This is a genomic window from Lactobacillus amylovorus DSM 20531, from assembly GCF_002706375.1.
In the GTDB taxonomy this organism is placed as follows: Bacteria; Bacillota; Bacilli; order Lactobacillales; family Lactobacillaceae; genus Lactobacillus; species Lactobacillus amylovorus.
Genome location: NZ_CP017706.1, coordinates 676,223 through 698,008 on the forward strand (window position 1 = coordinate 676,223; position 21,786 = coordinate 698,008).

The 21,786-nt window shown below is 39.6% G+C and carries 17 protein-coding genes and 2 rRNA genes; 6 read left to right on the forward strand and 13 right to left on the reverse strand.

Annotated features, from left to right (window positions below; genetic code table 11):
• Positions 1 to 48: 48 nt before the first annotated feature.
• Both LA20531_RS03555 and LA20531_RS03565 read right to left on the reverse strand, forming a co-directional pair.
• Positions 49 to 2,956 (reverse strand): 23S ribosomal RNA (locus tag LA20531_RS03555).
• Positions 2,957 to 3,159: 203 nt separating this feature from the next.
• Positions 3,160 to 4,723: ribosomal RNA gene (locus LA20531_RS03565) — 16S ribosomal RNA — on the reverse strand.
• The 16S and 23S rRNA genes sit together here, the layout of an rRNA operon.
• 513 nt (positions 4,724 to 5,236) lie before the next feature.
• On the opposite strand from LA20531_RS03565, the gene LA20531_RS03570 reads away from it, so the two are divergent.
• From LA20531_RS03570 to LA20531_RS03580, 3 genes are all read left to right on the forward strand, one after another.
• Positions 5,237 to 6,232: an NAD(P)/FAD-dependent oxidoreductase gene (locus LA20531_RS03570; RefSeq protein WP_056940751.1), complete on the forward strand. Its 996-nt coding sequence runs from the start codon at positions 5,237 to 5,239 to the stop codon at positions 6,230 to 6,232.
• A 9-nt stretch (positions 6,233 to 6,241) separates the two neighbouring features.
• Positions 6,242 to 6,892 carry a VTT domain-containing protein gene (locus LA20531_RS03575; protein WP_056940750.1) on the forward strand — a complete coding sequence of 217 codons (651 nt, stop codon included), beginning with the start codon at positions 6,242 to 6,244 and terminating at the stop codon, positions 6,890 to 6,892.
• Positions 6,893 to 7,037: 145 nt separating this feature from the next.
• A complete protein-coding gene (locus LA20531_RS03580; RefSeq protein WP_099202255.1) occupies positions 7,038 to 8,318 on the forward strand; it encodes an ISL3 family transposase in 1,281 nt (426 codons plus the stop codon).
• Positions 8,319 to 8,473: 155 nt separating this feature from the next.
• Here LA20531_RS03580 and LA20531_RS03585 read toward each other — a convergent pair whose 3' ends face one another.
• From LA20531_RS03585 to LA20531_RS03610, 6 genes are all read right to left on the reverse strand, one after another.
• Positions 8,474 to 9,676 carry an IS110 family transposase gene (locus LA20531_RS03585; protein WP_012845668.1) on the reverse strand — a complete coding sequence of 401 codons (1,203 nt, stop codon included), beginning with the start codon at positions 9,674 to 9,676 and terminating at the stop codon, positions 8,474 to 8,476.
• Positions 9,677 to 9,939: 263 nt separating this feature from the next.
• Positions 9,940 to 10,548, reverse strand: a complete 609-nt coding sequence (locus LA20531_RS03590) for a TIGR01906 family membrane protein (RefSeq protein WP_056940649.1) — start codon at positions 10,546 to 10,548, stop codon at positions 9,940 to 9,942.
• The gene (locus tag LA20531_RS03595) at positions 10,545 to 11,315 is read right to left on the reverse strand and encodes a TIGR01457 family HAD-type hydrolase (RefSeq protein WP_056940648.1); all 771 of its coding nucleotides are present in this window, start codon (positions 11,313 to 11,315) and stop codon (positions 10,545 to 10,547) included. The genes LA20531_RS03590 and LA20531_RS03595 overlap by 4 nt, the downstream gene beginning before the upstream one ends.
• Positions 11,315 to 11,944 carry a YutD family protein gene (locus LA20531_RS03600; protein ID WP_056940647.1) on the reverse strand — a complete coding sequence of 210 codons (630 nt, stop codon included), beginning with the start codon at positions 11,942 to 11,944 and terminating at the stop codon, positions 11,315 to 11,317. The genes LA20531_RS03595 and LA20531_RS03600 overlap by 1 nt, the downstream gene beginning before the upstream one ends.
• Positions 11,945 to 13,321 (reverse strand): bifunctional metallophosphatase/5'-nucleotidase, encoded by a 1,377-nt coding sequence (locus LA20531_RS03605; protein WP_056940646.1) that lies wholly within the window; start codon positions 13,319 to 13,321, stop codon positions 11,945 to 11,947.
• Between the two features lie 14 nt (positions 13,322 to 13,335).
• Complete coding sequence (locus LA20531_RS03610; protein ID WP_013437260.1) at positions 13,336 to 13,656, reverse strand: hypothetical protein; 321 nt, start codon at positions 13,654 to 13,656, stop codon at positions 13,336 to 13,338.
• Between the two features lie 93 nt (positions 13,657 to 13,749).
• Here LA20531_RS03610 and LA20531_RS03615 point away from each other — a divergent pair, with 93 nt between their 5' ends.
• Positions 13,750 to 15,120, forward strand: a complete 1,371-nt coding sequence (locus LA20531_RS03615) for a glycerophosphodiester phosphodiesterase (RefSeq protein ID WP_056940645.1) — start codon at positions 13,750 to 13,752, stop codon at positions 15,118 to 15,120.
• A gap of 54 nt (positions 15,121 to 15,174) precedes the next feature.
• On the opposite strand, the gene LA20531_RS03620 is transcribed toward LA20531_RS03615, so the two are convergent.
• Entirely contained in the window at positions 15,175 to 16,176 is a 1,002-nt protein-coding gene (locus LA20531_RS03620; RefSeq protein WP_056940650.1) for a substrate-binding domain-containing protein, read from the reverse strand.
• A gap of 145 nt (positions 16,177 to 16,321) precedes the next feature.
• Between LA20531_RS03620 and LA20531_RS03625 the strand changes: the two genes are divergently transcribed.
• Positions 16,322 to 17,428 (forward strand): M24 family metallopeptidase, encoded by a 1,107-nt coding sequence (locus tag LA20531_RS03625; protein ID WP_056940644.1) that lies wholly within the window; start codon positions 16,322 to 16,324, stop codon positions 17,426 to 17,428.
• A 49-nt stretch (positions 17,429 to 17,477) separates the two neighbouring features.
• On the opposite strand, the gene LA20531_RS03630 is transcribed toward LA20531_RS03625, so the two are convergent.
• The 3 genes from LA20531_RS03630 to LA20531_RS03640 all read right to left on the reverse strand — a co-directional run bounded on the left by LA20531_RS03630 (position 17,478) and on the right by LA20531_RS03640 (position 19,799).
• A complete protein-coding gene (locus LA20531_RS03630) occupies positions 17,478 to 17,852 on the reverse strand; it encodes a hypothetical protein (protein ID WP_056940643.1) in 375 nt (124 codons plus the stop codon).
• A 17-nt stretch (positions 17,853 to 17,869) separates the two neighbouring features.
• Positions 17,870 to 18,295 (reverse strand): DUF948 domain-containing protein, encoded by a 426-nt coding sequence (locus tag LA20531_RS03635; RefSeq protein WP_056940642.1) that lies wholly within the window; start codon positions 18,293 to 18,295, stop codon positions 17,870 to 17,872.
• A gap of 154 nt (positions 18,296 to 18,449) precedes the next feature.
• Complete coding sequence (locus LA20531_RS03640) at positions 18,450 to 19,799, reverse strand: IS4 family transposase (RefSeq protein WP_056940753.1); 1,350 nt, start codon at positions 19,797 to 19,799, stop codon at positions 18,450 to 18,452.
• Between the two features lie 164 nt (positions 19,800 to 19,963).
• On the opposite strand from LA20531_RS03640, the gene LA20531_RS03645 reads away from it, so the two are divergent.
• Positions 19,964 to 20,809: a mechanosensitive ion channel family protein gene (locus LA20531_RS03645; protein ID WP_056940718.1), complete on the forward strand. Its 846-nt coding sequence runs from the start codon at positions 19,964 to 19,966 to the stop codon at positions 20,807 to 20,809.
• 391 nt (positions 20,810 to 21,200) lie between these two features.
• On the opposite strand, the gene LA20531_RS03655 is transcribed toward LA20531_RS03645, so the two are convergent.
• Positions 21,201 to 21,782, reverse strand: a complete 582-nt coding sequence (locus tag LA20531_RS03655) for a helix-turn-helix domain-containing protein (RefSeq protein WP_056940719.1) — start codon at positions 21,780 to 21,782, stop codon at positions 21,201 to 21,203.
• Between the last annotated feature and the right edge of the window lie 4 nt (positions 21,783 to 21,786).

Here is a 21,786-nt window from a genome sequence, read left to right on the forward strand (position 1 = left end):
AAAACTAAACATAATCTTTCGCAAAAAAACTTTTCAGATCGCTTCGCTTTGGTCAAGTCCTCGACTGATTAGTACTGGTCCGCTCCATTCTTCACAGAACTTCCACTCCCAGCCTATCTACCTCATCGTCTCTGAGGTGTCTTACTGCTTACGCAAAGGAAATCTCATCTTGAGGGGGGCTTCGCACTTAGATGCTTTCAGCGCTTATCCCTTCCGCACATAGCTACCCAGCGATGCTCCTGGCGGAACAACTGGTACACCAGCGGTGCGTCCATCCCGGTCCTCTCGTACTAAGGACAGCTCCTCTCAAATTTCCTACGCCCACGACGGATAGGGACCGAACTGTCTCACGACGTTCTGAACCCAGCTCGCGTGCCGCTTTAATGGGCGAACAGCCCAACCCTTGGGACCGACTTCAGCCCCAGGATGCGACGAGCCGACATCGAGGTGCCAAACCTCCCCGTCGATGTGAACTCTTGGGGGAGATAAGCCTGTTATCCCCAGGGTAGCTTTTATCCGTTGAGTGATGGCCCTTCCATACGGTACCACCAGATCACTAAGCCCGACTTTCGTCCCTGCTCGAGTTGTCTCTCTCACAGTCAAGCTCCCTTATACCTTTACACTCTGCGAATGATTTCCAACCATTCTGAGGGAACCTTTGGGCGCCTCCGTTACACTTTAGGAGGCGACCGCCCCAGTCAAACTGCCCACCTGACACTGTCCCTGGCCTGGCTTACAGGTCGAGGTTAGAGCATCCTTCAAACAAGGGTAGTATCCCAACATTGCCTCCTGCAAGACTAGCGTCCTGCATTCCTTGGCTCCTACCTATCCTGTACATGTTTAAAAGATACTCAATATCAAGCTACAGTGAAGCTCCATGGGGTCTTTCCGTCCTGTCGCGGGTAACCCGCATCTTCACGGGTATTATAATTTCACCGAGTCTCTCGTTGAGACAGTGCCCAAATCATTACACCTTTCGTGCAGGTCGGAACTTACCCGACAAGGAATTTCGCTACCTTAGGACCGTTATAGTTACGGCCGCCGTTTACTGGGGCTTCAATTCAAACCTTCGCTTGCGCTAAGCTCTCCTCTTAACCTTCCAGCACCGGGCAGGTGTCAGCCTCTATACGTCATCTTACGATTTTGCAGAGACCTGTGTTTTTGATAAACAGTTGTTTGGGCCTATTCACTGCGGCTAACCACTCTCATGGCCAGCACCCCTTCTTCCGAAGTTACGGGGTCATTTTGCCGAGTTCCTTAACGAGAGTTCTCTCGCTCACCTTAGTGTTCTCCACTCGACTACCTGTGTCGGTTTGCGGTACGGGTATGTTCTCTCTGGCTAGAAGCTTTTCTTGGCAGTGTGACTACATCACCTTCGCTACTTTTACTTCGCTACTCATCACAGCTCATGTTGCTGGTTAGAAGCATTTGACTCTTAACCGCACTCGCTGCTTGAACATCGATCCAGCTCGATGCGTGTTTCGCCTCCTGCGTCCCTCCATTGCTCATAACGATTGAACACAGTACAGGAATCTCTACCTGTTATCCATCGACTACGCCTCTCGGCCTTGCCTTAGGTCCCGACTTACCCTGGGCGGACGAGCCTGCCCCAGGAAACCTTAGTCTTTCGGCGGATAGGATTCTCACCTATCTTTCGCTACTCATACCGGCATTCTCACTTCTAAGCGCTCCAACTATCCTCTCGATTAGCCTTCGCCGCACTTAGAACGCTCTCCTACCACGTGCTCTTTAAAACACATCCACAGTTTCGGTACTATGCTTAGCCCCGGTAAATTTTCGGCGCAGCGCCACTCGACTAGTGAGCTATTACGCACTCTTTGAATGATGGCTGCTTCTGAGCCAACGTCCTAGTTGTCTACGCAACTCCACATCCTTTTCCACTTAGCATAGATTTGGGGACCTTAACTGGTGATCTGGGCTGTTTCCCTTTCGACTACGGATCTTATCACTCGCAGTCTGACTCCCGTGTATGGATATATGGAATTCGCAGTTTATCTGGATTCAGTAACCCCTGACGGGCCCCTAGTCCAAACAGAGCTCTACCTCCATTATCCTCTCCACGAGGCTAGCCCTAAAGCTATTTCGGAGAGAACCAGCTATCTCCAAGTTCGTTTGGAATTTCACCGCTACCCACAACTCATCCCCGCAATTTTTAACTTACGTGGGTTCGGCCCTCCAGTGCGTTTTACCACACCTTCAGCCTGGTCATGGGTAGGTCACTTGGTTTCGGGTCTACGTCAACTAACTTCTCGCCCTATTCAGACTCGCTTTCGCTCCGGCTCCGTCTTTTCTGACTTAACCTCGCTAGTTAACGTAACTCGCCGGTTCATTCTACAAAAGGCACGCCATTGCACTTTAATGTGCTTTGACTACTTGTAGACACACGGTTTCAGGTTCTCTTTCACTCCCCTCCCGGGGTTCTTTTCACCTTTCCCTCACGGTACTGGTTCACTATCGGTCACTAATTAGTATTTAGCCTTGCGAGATGGTCCTCGCGGTTTCAACCGGGATTCCTCGTGTCCCGGCCTACTCAGGATTCTGCTAGGCGCGCTTGCAATTTCGCTTACGGGGCTCTCACCCTCTCTGGCTTACCTTCCCAGATAATTCTGCTATCACTTACGCTGCCACGTCGCAGTCCTACAACCCCAAATGATAAATCACTTGGTTTGGGCTCTTTCCTCTTCGCTCGCCGCTACTAAGGAAATCGATTTTTCTTTCTCTTCCTGCAGCTACTTAGATGTTTCAGTTCACTGCGTATTCCTTTGAATGACTATCTATTCATCATTCAATAATGCATCGCTGCATTGGGTTCCCCCATTCGGACATCTCCGGATCTTAGCGTACTTACCGCTCCCCGAAGCTTTTCGTAGTTCGTCACGTCCTTCATCGGCTTTTAGTGCCTAGGCATTCACCGTGCGCCCTTTTCTACTTGACCTTACTCAAGAATTCTCTTCTCGGTCGCTCTACAATCTGTTCTCTTTGATTGTCTCGGTTTTTTGCTTGGATTATATTCAGTTTTCAATGTACTAACTCTTTGAGGTACTACCCTCAAAACTAAACAAAGTTTCTCAGTGTGCTTCCGCTTGCTCTGGATACTTCTCTTAGTATTTCTACTCTCCATATCCTTCGCTTCCTTAGAAAGGAGGTGATCCAGCCGCAGGTTCTCCTACGGCTACCTTGTTACGACTTCACCCCAGTCATCTGCCCTGCCTTAGACGGCTCCTTCCCGAAGGTTAGGCCACCGGCTTTGGGCATTGCAGACTCCCATGGTGTGACGGGCGGTGTGTACAAGGCCCGGGAACGTATTCACCGCGGCGTGCTGATCCGCGATTACTAGCGATTCCAGCTTCGTGCAGTCGAGTTGCAGACTGCAGTCCGAACTGAGAACAGCTTTCAGAGATTCGCTTGCCTTCGCAGGCTTGCTTCTCGTTGTACTGCCCATTGTAGCACGTGTGTAGCCCAGGTCATAAGGGGCATGATGACTTGACGTCATCCCCACCTTCCTCCGGTTTGTCACCGGCAGTCTCATTAGAGTGCCCAACTTAATGCTGGCAACTAATAACAAGGGTTGCGCTCGTTGCGGGACTTAACCCAACATCTCACGACACGAGCTGACGACAGCCATGCACCACCTGTCTTAGCGTCCCCGAAGGGAACTCCATATCTCTACAGATTGCACTAGATGTCAAGACCTGGTAAGGTTCTTCGCGTTGCTTCGAATTAAACCACATGCTCCACCGCTTGTGCGGGCCCCCGTCAATTCCTTTGAGTTTCAACCTTGCGGTCGTACTCCCCAGGCGGAGTGCTTAATGCGTTAGCTGCAGCACTGAGAGGCGGAAACCTCCCAACACTTAGCACTCATCGTTTACGGCATGGACTACCAGGGTATCTAATCCTGTTCGCTACCCATGCTTTCGAGCCTCAGCGTCAGTTGCAGACCAGAGAGCCGCCTTCGCCACTGGTGTTCTTCCATATATCTACGCATTCCACCGCTACACATGGAGTTCCACTCTCCTCTTCTGCACTCAAGAAAAACAGTTTCCGATGCAGTTCCTCGGTTAAGCCGAGGGCTTTCACATTAGACTTATTTTTCCGCCTGCGCTCGCTTTACGCCCAATAAATCCGGACAACGCTTGCCACCTACGTATTACCGCGGCTGCTGGCACGTAGTTAGCCGTGACTTTCTGGTTGATTACCGTCAAATAAAGGCCAGTTACTACCTCTATCCTTCTTCACCAACAACAGAGCTTTACGATCCGAAAACCTTCTTCACTCACGCGGCGTTGCTCCATCAGACTTGCGTCCATTGTGGAAGATTCCCTACTGCTGCCTCCCGTAGGAGTTTGGGCCGTGTCTCAGTCCCAATGTGGCCGATCAGTCTCTCAACTCGGCTATGCATCGTCGCCTTGGTAAGCCGTTACCTTACCAACTAGCTAATGCACCGCGGGGCCATCCCTTAGCGACAGCTTACGCCGCCTTTCAAAAGCTGATCATGCGATCTGCTTTATTATCCGGTATTAGCACCTGTTTCCAAATGGTATCCCAGACTTAGGGGCAGGTTCCCCACGTGTTACTCACCCATCCGCCGCTCGCTTTCCCAACGTCATTACCGAAGTAAATCTGTTGGTTCCGCTCGCTCGACTTGCATGTATTAGGCACGCCGCCAGCGTTCGTCCTGAGCCAGGATCAAACTCTCATTTTAAAAAGTTTGAAATGACTTCATTTCGATTATTTAAGATCTTTGTCTCAAATTTATTGCTTGCGAATTGACTTCGCTTTTTGTTTGGGTTTTTACACCCGCACACTTTTAGCGAAACTTTGTTCAGTTTTCAAAGTACTACCTCCGTCCGGTTCAACCAGACGGCTTTTATATTTTATCAAACCCTCAAGCCCTTGTCAAGAACTTTTTTGAATTTGTTTTTCGTCATCCGCTCGAGTTATTCATCTCTTGCCTGACGACATTTAAATATATTACCAGCTTCTTCTCCCCTTTGCAAGTACTTTTTTCATTTTATCGATTTTTCCTTTGCTCAGGCTTCTTATTCAAGCTGTGCCCTTCTCTCGAAACGACTTTATTAATATATAATACTTGCAAAACAAATGCAAGCACTTTTTTAATTAATAATTTGTCACGCTTAAAAACGCGACTTCAATAATATAACCTATTTACTACTAACGAGCAAGCATAATTTTCAAATGAATATTGCTCTAATTCATGTTAAAGTTGATACAGCAACACTTAGAGGAGGTTTTTAAAATTAAAAAAGTTGATTTAGCTATCATTGGTGCCGGTCCTGTTGGAACATTTGCCGCACATTTCGCCCATTTACATGGTTTAAATACAATCCTTTTTGATTCCCTATCCGAGTTGGGCGGTCAACCGCAAATGCTTTATCCTTTTAAACAGATAACTGACATCCCTGCTTTCGGCACAATCAAAGCGCATGATTTAATTCAAAGATTAACTGCAAACTTAGAAAACGAAACTGAAATAGTAACTAATCATAAAGTTGAAAACATCGTCAAAAACGCAGACGGTTTTACAATTGATGATTCAGTCTTCGCACGCAGCATTATTATCGCTACAGGAGCAGGCGCATTCAAACCTAAAGAGCTCCCACTTAAAATGAACGATGACATCAAAAAAAGAGTTCATTACTTTATTAGGGATCCTAAAAAATTTGCTAACCAAACAATCGGTGTTTTTGGTGGTGGCGACTCAGCTCTAGATTTAGCACTTGAACTTGCAAATTATGCTGATATTAAATTAATTCATCGCCGTGATCAATTCCGTGGGCTCGAATCAAATGTGCAAAAACTCAAATCCTTAAAAAACGTTGAAATTCTTACCCCATATCTTCCTAAAGATATTCAATTAATCGATAATAAGTTAGACATCAGTCTTAAGGAAATGGGAGACACTCAATTGCGTCATGAACAATTCGATCAGATTGTAGTAGCCTACGGCTTTAGAGCTAATAATCGTTTCGTTAAAAAATGGGGCATCGATCTTAAAGGGACAAATATTCCAGTTGATCGAGCAATGAAAACCAATATTGATGGAATTTATGCAGCAGGCGATGTTGTTTCTTACTCTGGACGTGTTCCTTTAATTGCTTTAGGTTTTGGCGAAGCTCAAATTGCTATTACATCAATTATGCGCAACCTATTTCCGGAAAAGACTTTAACAATCCATTCAACGAGTATATAGGGGGTTTTTATGGCTTTAATTGATTTTATTTTGCATATTGACGACCACTTAGTCACCATCGTTAATCAATTTGGCGGTTGGTCTTACCTAATCCTTTTCGCCATTATTTTTATCGAAACTGGTTTAGTCGTTTTTCCATTCTTACCGGGAGATTCTCTTATCTTTGCGGCAAGTGCAATGGCAGCCAATCCAAAGTACGGTTTAAATGTTTGGCTAATTTACGTAGTGGTCGCCTTGGCCGCAATTGTCGGTGATACGGTCAACTATGAAATAGGTGCTTGGTCTACTCGAGCTGGAGAAAAACATAGCTGGTTCAATAAACTAATCAATGAAAATAACCGATTGGCAGCTGAAAAGTTCTTCGAACGTCATGGTCCAACCACGATTGTTATAGGAAGATTTATACCATTTATTCGTACTTTTGTTCCGTTCATTTCAGGCGGCAGCAAGATGCATTATGGCAAATTCATTACATATAATATCGTAGGTGGCCTGCTTTGGACGGGATTATTTACAACAATCGGATTCTTCTTTGGTAATATTCCATTTGTAAAGGATCACTTCTCAATGATCGTAATTGCCATTATCCTTGTTTCGGTAGTGCCAATTGCTATTGTTGCTTTAAAGAAAAAATTGTCATTAAAAAAAGAATTCCATTAACGGAATTCTTTGGTTCTATGATAAATCCTGTTGATAGATTTCTATGATATTCTATCAATAGGATTTTTTGCATTAAAAAAGAGGCACAAGCCTCACTGCATAATGTCCTTTGATACCACTCTTTAGAAATTAAGGTGAATTGCTTATGTCCTCTTATAATGATTGTATTAAATTTTCTCTGAATATTAAAGACCCTTTGTTAGAATTTTTTGATATCTCAACTGGCAAATACCGCAATCGTAAAGCCAAGTTCTACCACGCTATTGTACATTTAGACCATTGCTTAAACTGTGGCTCCGCTAACATCGTACATAACGGTCATTTGTATTCTAATGTGCGTTATCCTGCTTTAGATGCTAGTCTGCCCGTCTTTATCAGAATAGCTAAAGAAAGAATTATCTGCCGTGATTGTCAGACAAATTCGATGGCTCAAACAGAACTAGTAGATAAATACTGCTGTATTTCTAATGCCACCAAGCGTAAAATTATTGGCTCTTTAACCGAAGACTGGTCCATGAAGAGCATTGCCAGACAAACTTCAACTTCAACCAATACCGTGCAACGCGTACTAGAGAAATATAGTCCGTCTTCCTTTGAAGATACTGACTGGCTGCCGGAATACCTGGCTTTTGATGAATTCAGAGGCGTTGGCAGGCAGCTGCACTTTATTGCCATTGATGGTCACACGCACAAAATAGTTAAGGTACTGCCTACCAGATTAAAAAAAGATATTATCAATTACTTTAAACGTTTCCCAATAACCGTAAGAAACAAGGTTAAGACTGTAACTATGGATCTTAATTACTATTATGACATTATGGCTAAGGAGCTTTTTCCTAATGCTCAAGTAATCCTCGACCGTTTCCATATCGTTCAGATGCTTAACCGTTCCTTTAATTCCTGTCGCATTCAAGAAATGAAGAAGCACAAAAAAGGTTCATGGGAATACAACCTGCTTAAATATTACTGGAAGCTTTATCTTAAGCCTTTTGATGACCTGGAAAAAGTTAAGCCGTGCTATCAATCCAGATTAAAAGATACCCTAACTCAAGAACAAATCGTGGCTGATGGGCTTTCTTTAAACAATGAGCTTGAAAATACTTATAACCTTATGCAAGATATCAGTAAAGCTTTAAAAGATAGAGATACCAAGAAGTTACGAAGCCTAATTCAAAGCAAAGATCATGTTGGCAATATGATGCACACCACTTTAAATACTTTCAAACGTAATCTACATGATATTCTCAACGCTGCTAAGTTCGATGAATCAAACGGTTGCCTTGAAGGAACCAACCGTAAGATTAAACAGATTGAACGTACTGCCTACGGTTACGCTAACTTCAATCATCTAGTAACCAGAATCGATCTAGAAGAAAAGGATGCCATTATTAAGGAAAAAGCATCAGACTACTATTTAGCAGCCTAATGCCTTTCTCTATTATTTATTTTTTAATTGACTTCTATCAACACCATTTCTTATAGAATGTCAAGCATTACTACAGAGAAAAAAGAGTATACTAAACATAACCCCAAAAGACTAGTCTTTTGGCAGTTTTTCACTTATTGCGTGCTAAGCATTTATTAATGAATTGCCTTAGAATAATTATAAAGTTGATGTGTGTGGACCAAATTTATAATAGTGCGATTCAAATGATTGGCGCATGCTATTAAAGCTACCTTGTCATGCTTATTGAAAGGCGGCTTTTTTAATTTGTAATAGTAATCAATTAAATGATTTTGAATTTTGCCTTGATTTCTTAACATACTTCGAATCATGTCTGTTTCAACAGCTCTGCCTTGACTACTACCTCTACGATTAATTGTATCGCCTTTAATGTATTTACCAGACTGATATCTGTTTAAATCCAAACCTAGGAAAGCATTGAGTTGTTTATAATTATCAAAGCGAGCAATATCACCAGTAAAGCCTAATAATAGAGCGCTATTTAATTGACCGGCTCCGGGAATACTGGAAATAACTTTGAAATCATCCAAGCCAACAGCCGTCTTGATTAACTTGTTTTGAATATAGGCTATTTCTTTATTGTAGCTTTCTATCTCATCGCAATATTCTGAAATAATTTCAATTTCTAAAGAATTTGCTGGAACAGCAGGATAAGAATCTTTAGCTGCTAACCAAACTTGAGCACAATAACTTTGAATTACATCTTTATGTATTCGCCTGCTAACAGATTGGTAAACTCTAGTGGTCATTTCTTTAAGAGTTAATCCTACCAAAAAGTCAGGATGACAATACATTCTAAATACTTGAAGAGCTAAAACTGCATAAGCATTTTTAAAAATCTGATTTAGTTCTGGGAAAGTAAGCTCTAAGCTAGAACGAAGGAAATTAAGTATTCTGGTTCTACATTTAATTAACTGCTTATATCTCAAAGATAAAATCCGTAAAGATTCATACAACGAATTAGATTGTTTATTACAGTGATTCTTTATTTCCGCTAATTGAGTTTTACCCAATAAAGCTAATTTAAATGAATCATTCTTGTCAGTTTTATTTCTTCTCAAAGAAGCCATTCTTAATTTTGCTTCTAGGGGATTTAGCTCATAAAATTTGACCTTTTTATTTTTTAAATAAGTAGTAAGCTGAGCCGAATAAACACCTGTAGTTTCAAATATTATTATTGTACCGGGTTTAATATAAGAATTTAATATTTGGAAACCGCTCTTATTATGCTTAAATTTAAAAGCTATTTCTTCCGCTTCTTTTGTTATCAAAGTGGCATGACTTTCACCTTGACTAACATCAATACCAATAATATTCACCTAATCACCCCATTTTAATCGATTGAGGCAAATATTTATTTTCAGCTCCATTTCTTGATTATACGATCTCTGAGATCCACACCCTTAATCTAGTTTGATTGAAAATAAACATTTATGGGCCCGTTTGACAGTCGAATTTAATATTCCATTCTGTTGTCGACCTCAACCTCAATCTAAGTATAAGAAAAAAGGTAGATAAAAACATCGTCATGTTTCTATCTACCTTTATACTTTAGGGTGTTTGACAAAGAGCCAATTCTTTTTTATTTACGCAATAATTTTTCTGCAAAATAGAGTTCATAAATGATTCCCGCCACGGCAAAGCATGAAGCGAAAAATCCTTCGGTTAAAACATTAATAATTGGATCCGTATCAGGATCAAATAGCCAATCGTTGTTGTTGAACAAAATATGGTGAAAGATCACAAAGAAACTATCAAAATTTGTCACCGCAAAAGGAAAAACAACAATCGGAAGCAAGAGCAAAATAAGCGCTGCTGATTTATTTAAATCTAGCAATGCTTTTTTTCTTTGCTTTTTAAAGATAAAATGCAGCACCAAACAAATGATAAAAACAAGTACGGCTAACACAAATAATTGCTTACATTCCGCAAAGTGTTCAGCAGCATTTGGTGATGTGGAAAAATCGTCCATTTTAAGCTTATTTTTAAAGGGCCAGATCAAATAAACCATCAACTGGTTATAGTTATGCATGACCTTAAATAAAGACATGTGAACCGTCTCATTTGTCTTCTGAACGATCATGAAAATAAAGAGCAAGGGCCAGCTTGCAATAATTGTCCCAACTACACTACTAGTTAAAGCAAATAAGAAGTGATAAATGACTGAAAAAATATTGTCTTTTGTGATCATAGTTTTAACTCGTCTAAATTATTAACCAAAATTGTTGGTTGTCTTTTGCCTTGAATATCTTCTTTTTGAGTCACGCCAGTCAAAGTTAACAATTGATCCACGTCACTATTAAAGCCAGCTTTAATATCCGTATTGTAATTATCGCCTACTAAAAGGGTATCTTCTTTGGTGTAGCCCATTTTATCCAAAGCCATATTAACAATAATTGATTCTGGCTTACCGATATATAGAGGCTCTACGCCACTAGAAGCTGCTACAAAGGCACATTGGGCACCGTTACCAGGGATTAATTCCCCTTCCGCCGGCAAATTCATGTCAGCATTTGTCCCAATAAAAGTTGCACCATTTCTAATTGCATTTGAAGCTACGCGTACCTTATGGTAGGTCAAATCCTTATCCATTCCGACAATCACATAGTCTGGATCTTTTTCATTTAGTTCAAACTCAGGGTGCTTCAAGATTTCGGTCCATAATCCAATTTCACCGATAATGTACACACCAATCTTTTTCTTATGATTGTGAGCCAGAATATAGCTAACCGTAGCCATGCTTGGAGTATAAACATGGCTAATATCAGTATCAACGCCGTGGCCTTTTAACTTATCAACCACCATTTGTGGTGTTCTGGTCGTATTATTAGTTAAAAATAAATAGTCTTTATTATGCTCGATCAAACGATGAACAAATCTTACTCCAGACTCTACAGTTTCTTTTCCACGGTAAACCGTACCGTCTAAGTCAATCATAAATAACCGGTAATCTTTCACTAGTTTCCCTTTCTCTTTTTAATAATAAATGAATGATGCCGTCCAAATTCTTTCTTTATTGCAATTGATTGCTTCTTCTTGAATTTAGTTTGATGAACGCGCCGTTTCTTAAATGGATTATTGTTATTATTCTCATTTTTACGCTGTTCCTTATAGTGGCGCCGACTGCGAAAACGTTCTTTTTTATTATGCTCACGCTCATAACGTTCATGCGTCTTTTTCTTAGGATGCTGATAAAAATGCGTAGGATGCGTTAACTCCAAGATAAAATATGGTCCACCTGGATTACAATACTCCTTCAAGTAATCAACAATCGCCAACTCTTTTTTATCAATTGAAGTGCGGGCCTCATCTTTATAAAAGCCTTTCAAACGCAAGTGTTCACTAGAAACATCCCCCACTAAATAATCATATTGATCCAAATAGGGATCATACTTTTTACGCAAGGTTTCTAAATCCAGTGCATCCCTCTCATTGGCAATGATGCTATAAAGCTGATCATTGATTTTGATACTCCTACCATCTTGGGCTACGTTAGCCAAGGGATGACGAAGCGGCTGTTCTTGTTCAAACTTATTCGTTTTCTCTTCGCTATTTTCTTCTGAGTTCTTCTTGTTCTTTTCAGTCATTTACTTCACATCTCTTGATAATGGATATTTTTTGGCTAAATAATTGCCTACAACTTCACGTAAAAATTGAGGGAATAAGAATTCATTTTCACCAACAATAGCCAACGTTGGGAAAAATGGAACCAAAACATAGTGGTCCAAACAGGCTAATTGATAATCTTTTTCTGGATCAACTTCACGACCATTCACATAAACAATTCGCTTACGCATATCTAGTTTGATCCCTTTATAGTACATTTGACCAAAGATCTTGCCTCTGAAGCTCATGCCTTGCAAATGAAAATGATCAAGATAATGACGGTTCTTTTCAATTTCCATTACCAAACGCCACAAGTCGCTGCCCTTTAATGTTGAGCGCACCACGTGCATTGGGTGTGGCAAAGCGTTTTGTAAATCGAATTGAGTTAAAATTCCACTCTTAAATGGGGTTAAAAACAAACCTGAGCTTAGAATCGCCAAGTCAGTTTTCGCAAAATCAGCAATCGCATCAAGGGAAGCTTGAACTGCGGCTACCTTGTCATCTGCAAATTTTTCAGGTAAATCTGCCACTTTACGTTCAGACAGCAATTTTTTACCCTTTTCATAATAGCCGCGAATCACTGCTTCATCTCCTGGCTCTTCTGGCATAGATGCAGTAGCAACCGTATTCGGAACAATCTTAGTTACATGATGATCATCTAATTCAACATGAATGTCACCAACATAGTTACCCCATTTACCAGTTTGGGTAATCCAAGTATGATCTACTTTTTCTCCATGGACGATTAAATCATGACTGTGCCCGCCAACAATTAAATCAATTTGAGGATAATTCTTAGCTAACCAGCGATCCATCTTCAGGCCAACGTGTGTTAATAAAATAAGTACGTCATATTGACCATCGATTTCTTTAAGTTCCTTATCCATCGTGCTTCCTAGCATTTTTACGTGCCAGTGATTAGGACCATACGTCATTGGATAAGCGGCAGTCAAGCCGATTACGGCAATGCGCGTATTCTTTTTAGTAGTTAAAATCTTGTGTCCTACTGCCCATTTAGGCATAGTTTCGTCTTCTTCACGCAAATTCGCCAAAATTGTAGGAAAATCAGCATGATCAAACAAACGCTCTAACACCCAATGCGGGTTAGAAATTCCTTCGTTATTGCCAATCGTAAGGGCCGTGTATTTAAAGCCATTCATTAATTTAACATTGGCTTGACCTTCTGTGGCATCAGTAAGTGGATGGGAACGATCCATAAAATCTCCCGCGTCAAAAGTATAAACCTCATCAACAGAAGTATCTGCCTGCGCCTTTTTTAAATAGCGTCCTATCTTAGGAAAATGTTCAAAATGTGAATGAAGATCATTTGTATGTAAAATTCGCCATGTTTCTTCCATTTTTGTACCACTTTCTAACCAATTCGATTGGCTTTTAATACCATATTATACGCATCGAGGATTTTTCCTTTAGGCTTTTCCCATTCCACCCATTTTGGATTTTTCCAATCGTCTTCATTTGTTAAAGTCTGCAAATCATAAGTATCATTAATATATTTTTCGTATTCAATCAATGCCTTGGTTCGTGGAATATTCAGTTGCAATATTCTAACGCTCTTGATAGCGCCATGGTCTGCTGCTAATTCGGCAATCCCATTTTGATCGATATTAGAAATTTCATAATATCGACTGCCATCATTTCTTGTAATTTCTTCAATTAAATCCAATTGTTCCATCAAATCACCCTTAAGGAATAAAAGAATCATACTATAAAAAATAGAAAAAAATGTGTAACCATGCTATTGTAAGTATGCGATAGAGGTGTACACATGAAAATTAAAAGCCAAGTATTTTGGGCTATTTTTTTTAGCTTAGTCTTTTTTACAACTAGCGGTTTTACTGTCGTTGGTCACCGCGGCGATCCTATCAAATATACTGAAGAAACAATTCAAGCTGATAACTCCGCCTTCAATTCTGGTGCCGACTACGTTGAACTCGATCTTCAACTTTCTAAAGATGGAGTATTGGTCATCTCTCATGATGATGACCTTTACCGAGTTACTCATACACATGCAATTGTATCACAAAATGACTTTAAGACACTTAAACAGCTAAGGTACGATAATGGCGAACACGTCATGTCACTGAATGAGCTTTTTAAGTATTATAAAAATAGGCCAAATACTAAATTTGTTTTAGAGACAAAAATAGATCATAGCATTAACCCTTCTTATGAGCTAGAAGATAAAATTGCTCAAGTAGTTAAAAAATATCATATGCAAAACAGAATTATGATCCATTCTTTTTCTGCCGCAAGTTTATTTCATTTAAGAGAACTAATGCCACATGCATATTTAATCCTAATTGTTGGTAGTCTTCGCCGCATTAACTTCAGTATTTTACCTCAGGTCAATGCAGTTAACGCCTCATCCGATATTGTTCAAGAGCATCCCTTCTTAATTCACTGGCTCCATAAATTGCATAAGCAACTTTATGTCTGGGCCAAAATGGATGAATCGCCTGCTTTATGGCATTGGCTAATCAACCGAAATGTTGACGGGGTTGTAACTAACTTTCCGGCTACTGGTTTTAAATATAAATTAGCCAAAAGTGGCACCAAAAAATATACCATCAATCGTTCAGGAATCTATTTTGGCAAAACTAAAACTGCCACAATGATGAATCCTTATGTGCGAATCAAAGAAAAGAAATATGTCTATCCAGGACAAAAACTTAACGTAACTTATGGCGTACGAGTTGATGATCGTCTTTATTACCAAATTGCCGAAAAGACATTTATCTCTGCGGAATTTGTTAACTTAGATTTACGCCAGCAAGATATTGCCCCATATCAGAATAAAAAGATTATGGCTAAGCCAAACACTAAAGTTACGCTGTACAGTTATCCAGATAATCAGGCCCAAACCAATAAAGTTTTACCTGCTGACAAACTATTCAAGATTCAAAACTTTAACGGCAGTCCTAAAAATATGTGGCTCTACACCAAGCTAGGCTGGGTTAAAGCAAATCAAATTCTGTTCTACGGCTTCTTCAGTAAACAAGCTTTTGCAGATTACAAGAAATTGCCAAGAGTTAGTCATTACACTAACTTGGCCTTGTTAACATATAATCCAAATAACCCAATTAAAGAACTAACCTTTAGTGAAAAGCAAAAGGCCGTTAACCATATTATTTATTAAAGACAAAAAAGACCAGTTCCTACGAACTGATCTTTTTTAATTTACTGATTTTAATTATTGGTTTAAAGTACTTTGCTTCTTAACCAATTCATATGGCAATTCAATATGAATATCGTCAACTTCTTCGTTGTTCATCAACTTAGTCAACATTCTCATAGCTACGGCACCCATATCGTAAAGTGGTTGCTTAATGGTAGTCAAAGCTGGACGAACAACTGAAGCCAATTGAGTAGCACTCGCAGTAACGATTTCAAATTCTTCAGGAACCTTAGTACCTGCATCCATTGCTGAATTCAAGATACCTACTGAAGAAATGTCACGAGTTACAATTACACCATCAATACCATCTTTAACGAGTTGAGGATATAAGTTGTAACCATCTGAGTAATCCTTAATGCCAGTATAAATATGTGGTTCACCCAAATTGTTTGCTCTAATGAATTCTTCGTAAGCTGGAATTCTATTTTCGCCATTAACTACGGCATCTTGATCGCCAACTACAATAGCCAAGTTCTTCTTGCCATCATGCATGAGCAAGTTCAACGCTTCGGTATCAGCCTTCTTGTAATCAATCGTAACTGAAGCGAATTCTTCACGATTGTCCTTGGTACCTGCCAAAACTACAGGCGTTTCAGTACGTTTAAATGCTTCCGCAGCCTCATCTGGCAAACGGTTTGACATATAAATTACACCGTCAACTTGCTTGTTAAGCAAACTTTGAATAACTTGATCTTCTTTCATCAAGCGATTTTCAATACTGGTAATGATAATGTTGTACTTGTACAAAAGTGCAATATCATCAATCCCCTTTGATAATTCCGCAAAATATAAATTGGTTAAATCTGGGACGATTAAACCAACAGTAGTGGTACGCTTAGAAGCTAAACCTTGTGCTACCGCATTTGGTTGGTAGTGCAATCTCTTAATAACCTCTAATACGCGATCACGAGTTTCTTTTCTAACATTATTGTTCCCATTAACAACACGAGAAACAGTAGCCATTGAAACTTTAGCTTCTCGAGCAACATCATAAATAGTAACATCTTGCTTATGCATTCTCATCTCAGTCCTTCCCAAAACTCCTTCGCCCTAATAATGTATCATTATCTAGTCTCAAGCGCAAACGTTTACAACTTTTCTTTCATTTTTTCATGCATAAATCATGGTATACTTGCAATAAATTTAAGAAAAGAGGAACGCTATGAACTTAGATAAATTACAACAATGGTTGCAAGATTACGGCAATGACCTTGCCTTTATTTCCAACCCAATTACCATTTCATACTTCACTGGCTATTCAATGGATCCTCATGAACGAATTTTTGCCTTGGTCGTATTTAAAGACGCAGAACCATTCGTATTCTGCCCTGCTTTAAACGTAGAAGAAGCCAAAAATTCTGAATGGGACGGCGACGTTATCGGCTACCTTGATTCAGAAGATCCATGGGGTATTATTGCTGACAACGTTAGAAAACGCGCAAGTGAGCATCACAACTGGGCAATTGAAAAAGACGATTTATCTGTTGCCCACTACCAACGCTTACGTGGCGAATTTCCAAACTCCAGCTTCACTAACGACGTATCTCCTTTCATCGAAAGACTTCGTTTATACAAGACGCCTGAAGAAATTAAGAAACTTCAAGGTGCCGGTGCTGAAGCTGACTTTGCTTTCAAGATTGGTTTTGATGCCATTAGAACTGGCGTTACTGAAAGAAGCATCGCTGGTCAAATCGACTACCAATTAAAGATTCAAAAAGGCGTAATGCATGAAAGTTTTGAAACTATTGTGCAAGCTGGTAAGAATGCCGCTAACCCTCACCTAGGTCCAACCATGAACACAGTTCAACCTAACGAATTAGTTTTGTTCGACTTAGGTACCATGCACGATGGCTACGCATCAGACTCAAGTAGAACTGTGGCCTACGGCGAACCAAGCGACAAACAACGTGAAATTTACGAAGTCGACTGCGAAGCTCAACAAGCAGCAATTGAAGCAGCTAAACCTGGTATTACTGCAGAAGAACTTGATCGTGTTGCTCGTGACATCATCACCAAAGCTGGATATGGCGAATACTTCATTCACCGTTTAGGTCACGGTATCGGTAAAAACGTACACGAATACCCATCAATCGTTCAAGGCAATGACTTGGTACTTGAAGAAGGCATGTGCTTCTCAATTGAACCTGGTATTTACATCCCTGGCTTTGCCGGTGTTAGAATCGAAGACTGTGGTGTCGTTACTAAAGATGGTTTCAAGCCATTTACCCACACCGACAAAGACTTAAAGATCTTGCCACTCAAAGATTAAGACAAAAAGAAAAAGGCCGATTAAATCGGCCCTTTTTTAGTAGATTTGATTAAGCTTCTGGCTTATCTTCTTCTGCATCTTCAGCGTTGTGTTCTTCTTCTGCGTTGTTTAAATCATCGACAGATTCTTGAGCATTGTCGCCTGCAGTAACATCGTCATCTTTATTTGAATCATCAATTACGATATCATCGAAGTCTTTTAATTCCGAATCATCTTCAACATTCTTTGGGAATGAAGCTAATTGATTCTTGACAATTTCAGTACCATTATCGTATTTCTTCTTCAAATCTTGAAGCTTGTCGTTATCTTTAATTTTGTTCTTAACGTCATCAACTTGTTCATCACTAACAAGAAGTGAGCCTGCGAGAAAACCTGCTGCACATCCAGCAACGGCACCTAATACAAAACTTGCTAACTTTTTCATGGTAAATTCCCCCTTTATTAACTTTCACCTCTGCGACGCTTACGTCTTGCGAATACCGTCGCAGCTATTGAAGAAACAAGACCAGCATGGCTAAAATGATTGCTGCTAAAGCGTTTAGCGATCTTCTTGGATGAATCATTTAACTCTGATACGCTTTCGCCTAAATCTGCAGCAGCTTGAACTACTGGATCTAACGTCTTCATTTTACCATTAACATCGACCATCAGGTCATTAGTTTTATCCAACAAATCATTTGTTTGATCCATCAGACTATCCATATCTTTTGTCATCTTTTTTAATGATTCATTAGTTGTTTGAATAGTTGTACTGGTTTCTTTTAATAATTTTGCGGTTCTAGTAAGCATTGGAATTGTAAACAATACCAAAATCAAGAAAGCGATAGCCGCAATCAAACCAGCTAAAGCACCATAAGAAATTGTCATTTTTAACCTCCATTATTATCTAAAAAAAGTCTAGCATGAAAATGCTTTATTCTCAATCTATGTATTGTTATTATTTTATAGAACTGAAACTTGAAAGCACTAAAACTAGCCGGATCTCTTATCGGATCTGGCTTTTTGTTTCTTAAATTAGTTTTTAAGTTGTCCTCAGAAGTTGCTTTTGAATGAAAACCGGCAATAACTTAATAAAGTTGTCTAATATTTGTTCCACTGTCGCGGAGATTTCGGCCTTTACTTCTTTGAAAGCTGTAAGCAAGTAGACCAATGCTTCTTCAAAGGCTAAATCAGGCAGCGCCTCATTCATTAGATAGAATAAATCGCCTAAGGTTCGATCATCGGTACTTTGTCTTTCTTGCCAAGCTAACAGATCATAAGTTAGAGCCGTCACGGCAATGTAGCCGCATTGTCCATCATAGCTTTGGATCTGTGATTTGTTTAAGGCTAAATATTGCTTAGCTGCTTTAAAATAAGTTTCGATCTGCCATCTGCGGCCATAGAGCTGAATGATTTCTTGTGGATGCAGCTTGTATTGCGTAGTTGCCAGTACTAAATATTTTCCTTTACTGCCGCGTTTAGTGACATAGACTAATCTAATTGGAAAAGCATGTCCTTGATATTCGGCTTCAACCACGCTGCTATAGAGATAGTCTGTTTTCTGATGCATTTTGGAAGCAGCCAAACGTTCATACAGTCCTTTGACATCATAAAGGCGGCCGCGGTAACGATAATAAACTTTCTTGGTCTGCTTAAGCATGCCTACGCTATCTAACCCTAATTGCTTCAGCTGCCAGAACATTTTAGGTGAAGAGAACCAGCTATCAAATAAGACATATTCAGCTGATATGCCCATAGCGACAGCTTGCTTAATCAGCTCTACGGTGACAGTATTCATCGGTCTTTGAGCTTGAGTTCTTCTACGGCCAGCAATTGAGCGCTGATCAGTAGTGACTGGTTGGCTGCCAATCATATTCTCTTTTTTCTTGGTTGACATCAAAGCAAAATTAACCGGTAAGAAGGTATTACCGTCGCTCCAGCCAATAGTTAAGCCCCGATAGCCGGTTAGAAATTCATGTTTATCATGATCATAGACTTTAGCCAATAGTTCAGTCTTCTTAGAACAAGAGCGAGCCATTAGCGTATCATCAACGATTAAAGCTAATCTTCTACGCCGATCGATTACCGGCTTCAAAACAGAAATCAGTTTGACAGCAGTCAAACAAACTAGCTTCTGCCAGTTAATACGACCATCATTAAGCACATTTCTGCCAGTTTTGGCAGTAAAATCCTTTGCGCGCTGACAGCGGTAAAGCGACTTTCTTGCAAATCTAGCCTTGATCATCCAGGTAATAACCATTAACAAGCTAACCAGGGAATGGCGTTTAAAATTTACCTTTTTGCTTAAATCAGCTAGACCAATTAATTTAGAAAAAGCAAAAATTAAAGATTCAGTGTCCTTTTCTTGGTCGAATTGCGTTATACTTTTCATTGCGTAGGATCTCCTTTACTTTGAATTTGACACTTAAAGTATAACGCGGAGAGATCCTGCGTTTTTATTTTTACGCAAAAAAGACTAGGAACCATGGCAAAAGAGCATGATTTCTAGCTTTCAAGTTTCAGTTATAGAATCATAATGTAAAGAAAGGACCATCTATGAAGCTTCCCTCACAATTAAATATTCAAAAAATAAAACTAGACTGGGATAAAATCGGTCAAAATTTACTTTCTACTGTTTGGCAGTTAGCAATTACGACCCTGATCTTTTATCTATTATCTCACTTTGGGCATAAATTAATTAACAATTATTTAGCTAAACACAATACATTAAAAAATAAACGCTCTAAAACAATTGCTGCTTTGATCAACAGTTTATTCCAATATACGTTGATCTTCTTTTATTTGTTTGGCGTCTTATCAATTTTAGGTGTGCCAGTTGGAACGCTACTGGCCAGTGCCGGAATTTTCTCCCTAGCTTTAGGGATGGGGGCCCAAGGATTTGTCAGTGATCTGGTCAACGGTTTCTTCATCTTGAGTGAGGACCAATTCGATGTTGGTGACTTGGTACAAATTGGCACTAACGTAGGAACTGTAGTTCAACTGGGGCTTAGAACCACTAGATTAAAAGGTTCAGATGGTTCAATTATCTACATTCCTAACCGTAATATTACCATCGTGCAAAACCTAGCTCATGGCGGTGTGGCACTTGATATTAACCTTGACCTTGATGCTGAAAACGATGTTACAGAAGTAAGCCGCCTCATCAAGCAATGCAATCAAACTATTCAACCCGAGAAAAAGACAATTGTTCAAGGCCCAACGATTACAGGAATCACGGAACAAACCGGCAACAAATTTGTTTACAGCATTCACTTTCAAGTTAAGCCAGGAAAACAAAGTGCAGTTAGAAATTTGTATTTAACTAAATACATTCAAACTTTGCAAAAAAATGGCATTAAATTTGCTAGTGTGCCTACCCCAAAAACAACCCAAGCTAAGTAAAAAATGTCCAGTTTTAAAAACTGGGCATTTTTATTTTTGACTTCTTTGTAAGTTCTATAAATAGCAATTATTCCTGAAAGATTGATCAGAATAAGTATCCACCAAACTTTTTTATCTGCCATGGAAATCGTAGTTAAAAACCAGATATCAAATAAAACATAAAGTAGAAAAATAATTAAAATATTCTAATATCCTAGCTTAACCACATATCGTAAATAATATTTTCTAGTTGCCGACAAACACGCTGCCACCATCACAAAAATTGCTGGAATTCCGATTACCCATAATGCCATAATTGCGCCTCTTTCAAAGCATGATTTATTTTTGCTATTTTTATTATCATGCTTTTAGTAGCACCCATTTACTTATTTCCGAAATCTCGGAAACCAATTTATTCACCATAGATCTGTTTAATTTGTGTAAATGCAACCTGAAAATCTGATTTCATATTTTTAAGTCCTAGAAAATCTAAATACTTAAACAAAGAAGCTATTTCAGTACTGTCATTATTCTTGGCATAATCAATCAAACTATGCATGAATTTTTTACGAATAGTTTCTTCCGCATACAGATTCATTATTTCTAACGTATCTAATTTTTCTAACAAACTTTCAGCTTTGGGCAGATCCTTTTTATTTAATGGCCCATCCTGATACCGCTTTAAATACTGCAACGAAATTGCTTTAAGCTGCTTGATATTATTTGCTCCATATGCATCGGCAATATCTTGAATTGAAAAATATAAATGTGAACTGACCGTATTTTCTAAAAATTCCATTGGTTGAACATGGATATTAAAAAGCAAGGCAATAACTTTACACCAGGATAAATTATCCTTGCCCTTTTCCCATTCTGCTAGCGTAGACTTGTTAGTAATCCCCTTTGCTACATCAACTAAATTAATATGATGAGCTACACGCATTTTTCTAAATTTCGGGCCATAGATATTATCTTTTATTACATTTTCTTTCACAGAG

Excerpts from the sequence above, each read along its gene's own strand:
- LA20531_RS03630 (WP_056940643.1), bottom strand. The coding sequence starts at position 17,852 with ATGAAAAAGTTAGCAAGTTTTGTATTAGGTGCCGTTGCTGGATGTGCA.
- LA20531_RS03645 (WP_056940718.1), top strand. The coding sequence starts at position 19,964 with ATGAAGCTTCCCTCACAATTAAATATTCAAAAAATAAAACTAGACTGG.
- LA20531_RS03570 (WP_056940751.1), top strand. The coding sequence starts at position 5,237 with ATGTTAAAGTTGATACAGCAACACTTAGAGGAGGTTTTTAAAATTAAA.
- LA20531_RS03575 (WP_056940750.1), top strand. The coding sequence starts at position 6,242 with ATGGCTTTAATTGATTTTATTTTGCATATTGACGACCACTTAGTCACC.
- LA20531_RS03640 (WP_056940753.1), bottom strand. The coding sequence starts at position 19,799 with ATGAAAAGTATAACGCAATTCGACCAAGAAAAGGACACTGAATCTTTA.
- LA20531_RS03605 (WP_056940646.1), bottom strand. The coding sequence starts at position 13,321 with ATGGAAGAAACATGGCGAATTTTACATACAAATGATCTTCATTCACAT.
- LA20531_RS03635 (WP_056940642.1), bottom strand. The coding sequence starts at position 18,295 with ATGACAATTTCTTATGGTGCTTTAGCTGGTTTGATTGCGGCTATCGCT.
- LA20531_RS03600 (WP_056940647.1), bottom strand. The coding sequence starts at position 11,944 with ATGACTGAAAAGAACAAGAAGAACTCAGAAGAAAATAGCGAAGAGAAA.
- LA20531_RS03590 (WP_056940649.1), bottom strand. The coding sequence starts at position 10,548 with ATGATCACAAAAGACAATATTTTTTCAGTCATTTATCACTTCTTATTT.
- LA20531_RS03580 (WP_099202255.1), top strand. The coding sequence starts at position 7,038 with ATGTCCTCTTATAATGATTGTATTAAATTTTCTCTGAATATTAAAGAC.
- LA20531_RS03625 (WP_056940644.1), top strand. The coding sequence starts at position 16,322 with ATGAACTTAGATAAATTACAACAATGGTTGCAAGATTACGGCAATGAC.
- LA20531_RS03615 (WP_056940645.1), top strand. The coding sequence starts at position 13,750 with ATGAAAATTAAAAGCCAAGTATTTTGGGCTATTTTTTTTAGCTTAGTC.
- LA20531_RS03620 (WP_056940650.1), bottom strand. The coding sequence starts at position 16,176 with ATGCATAAGCAAGATGTTACTATTTATGATGTTGCTCGAGAAGCTAAA.
- LA20531_RS03610 (WP_013437260.1), bottom strand. The coding sequence starts at position 13,656 with ATGGAACAATTGGATTTAATTGAAGAAATTACAAGAAATGATGGCAGT.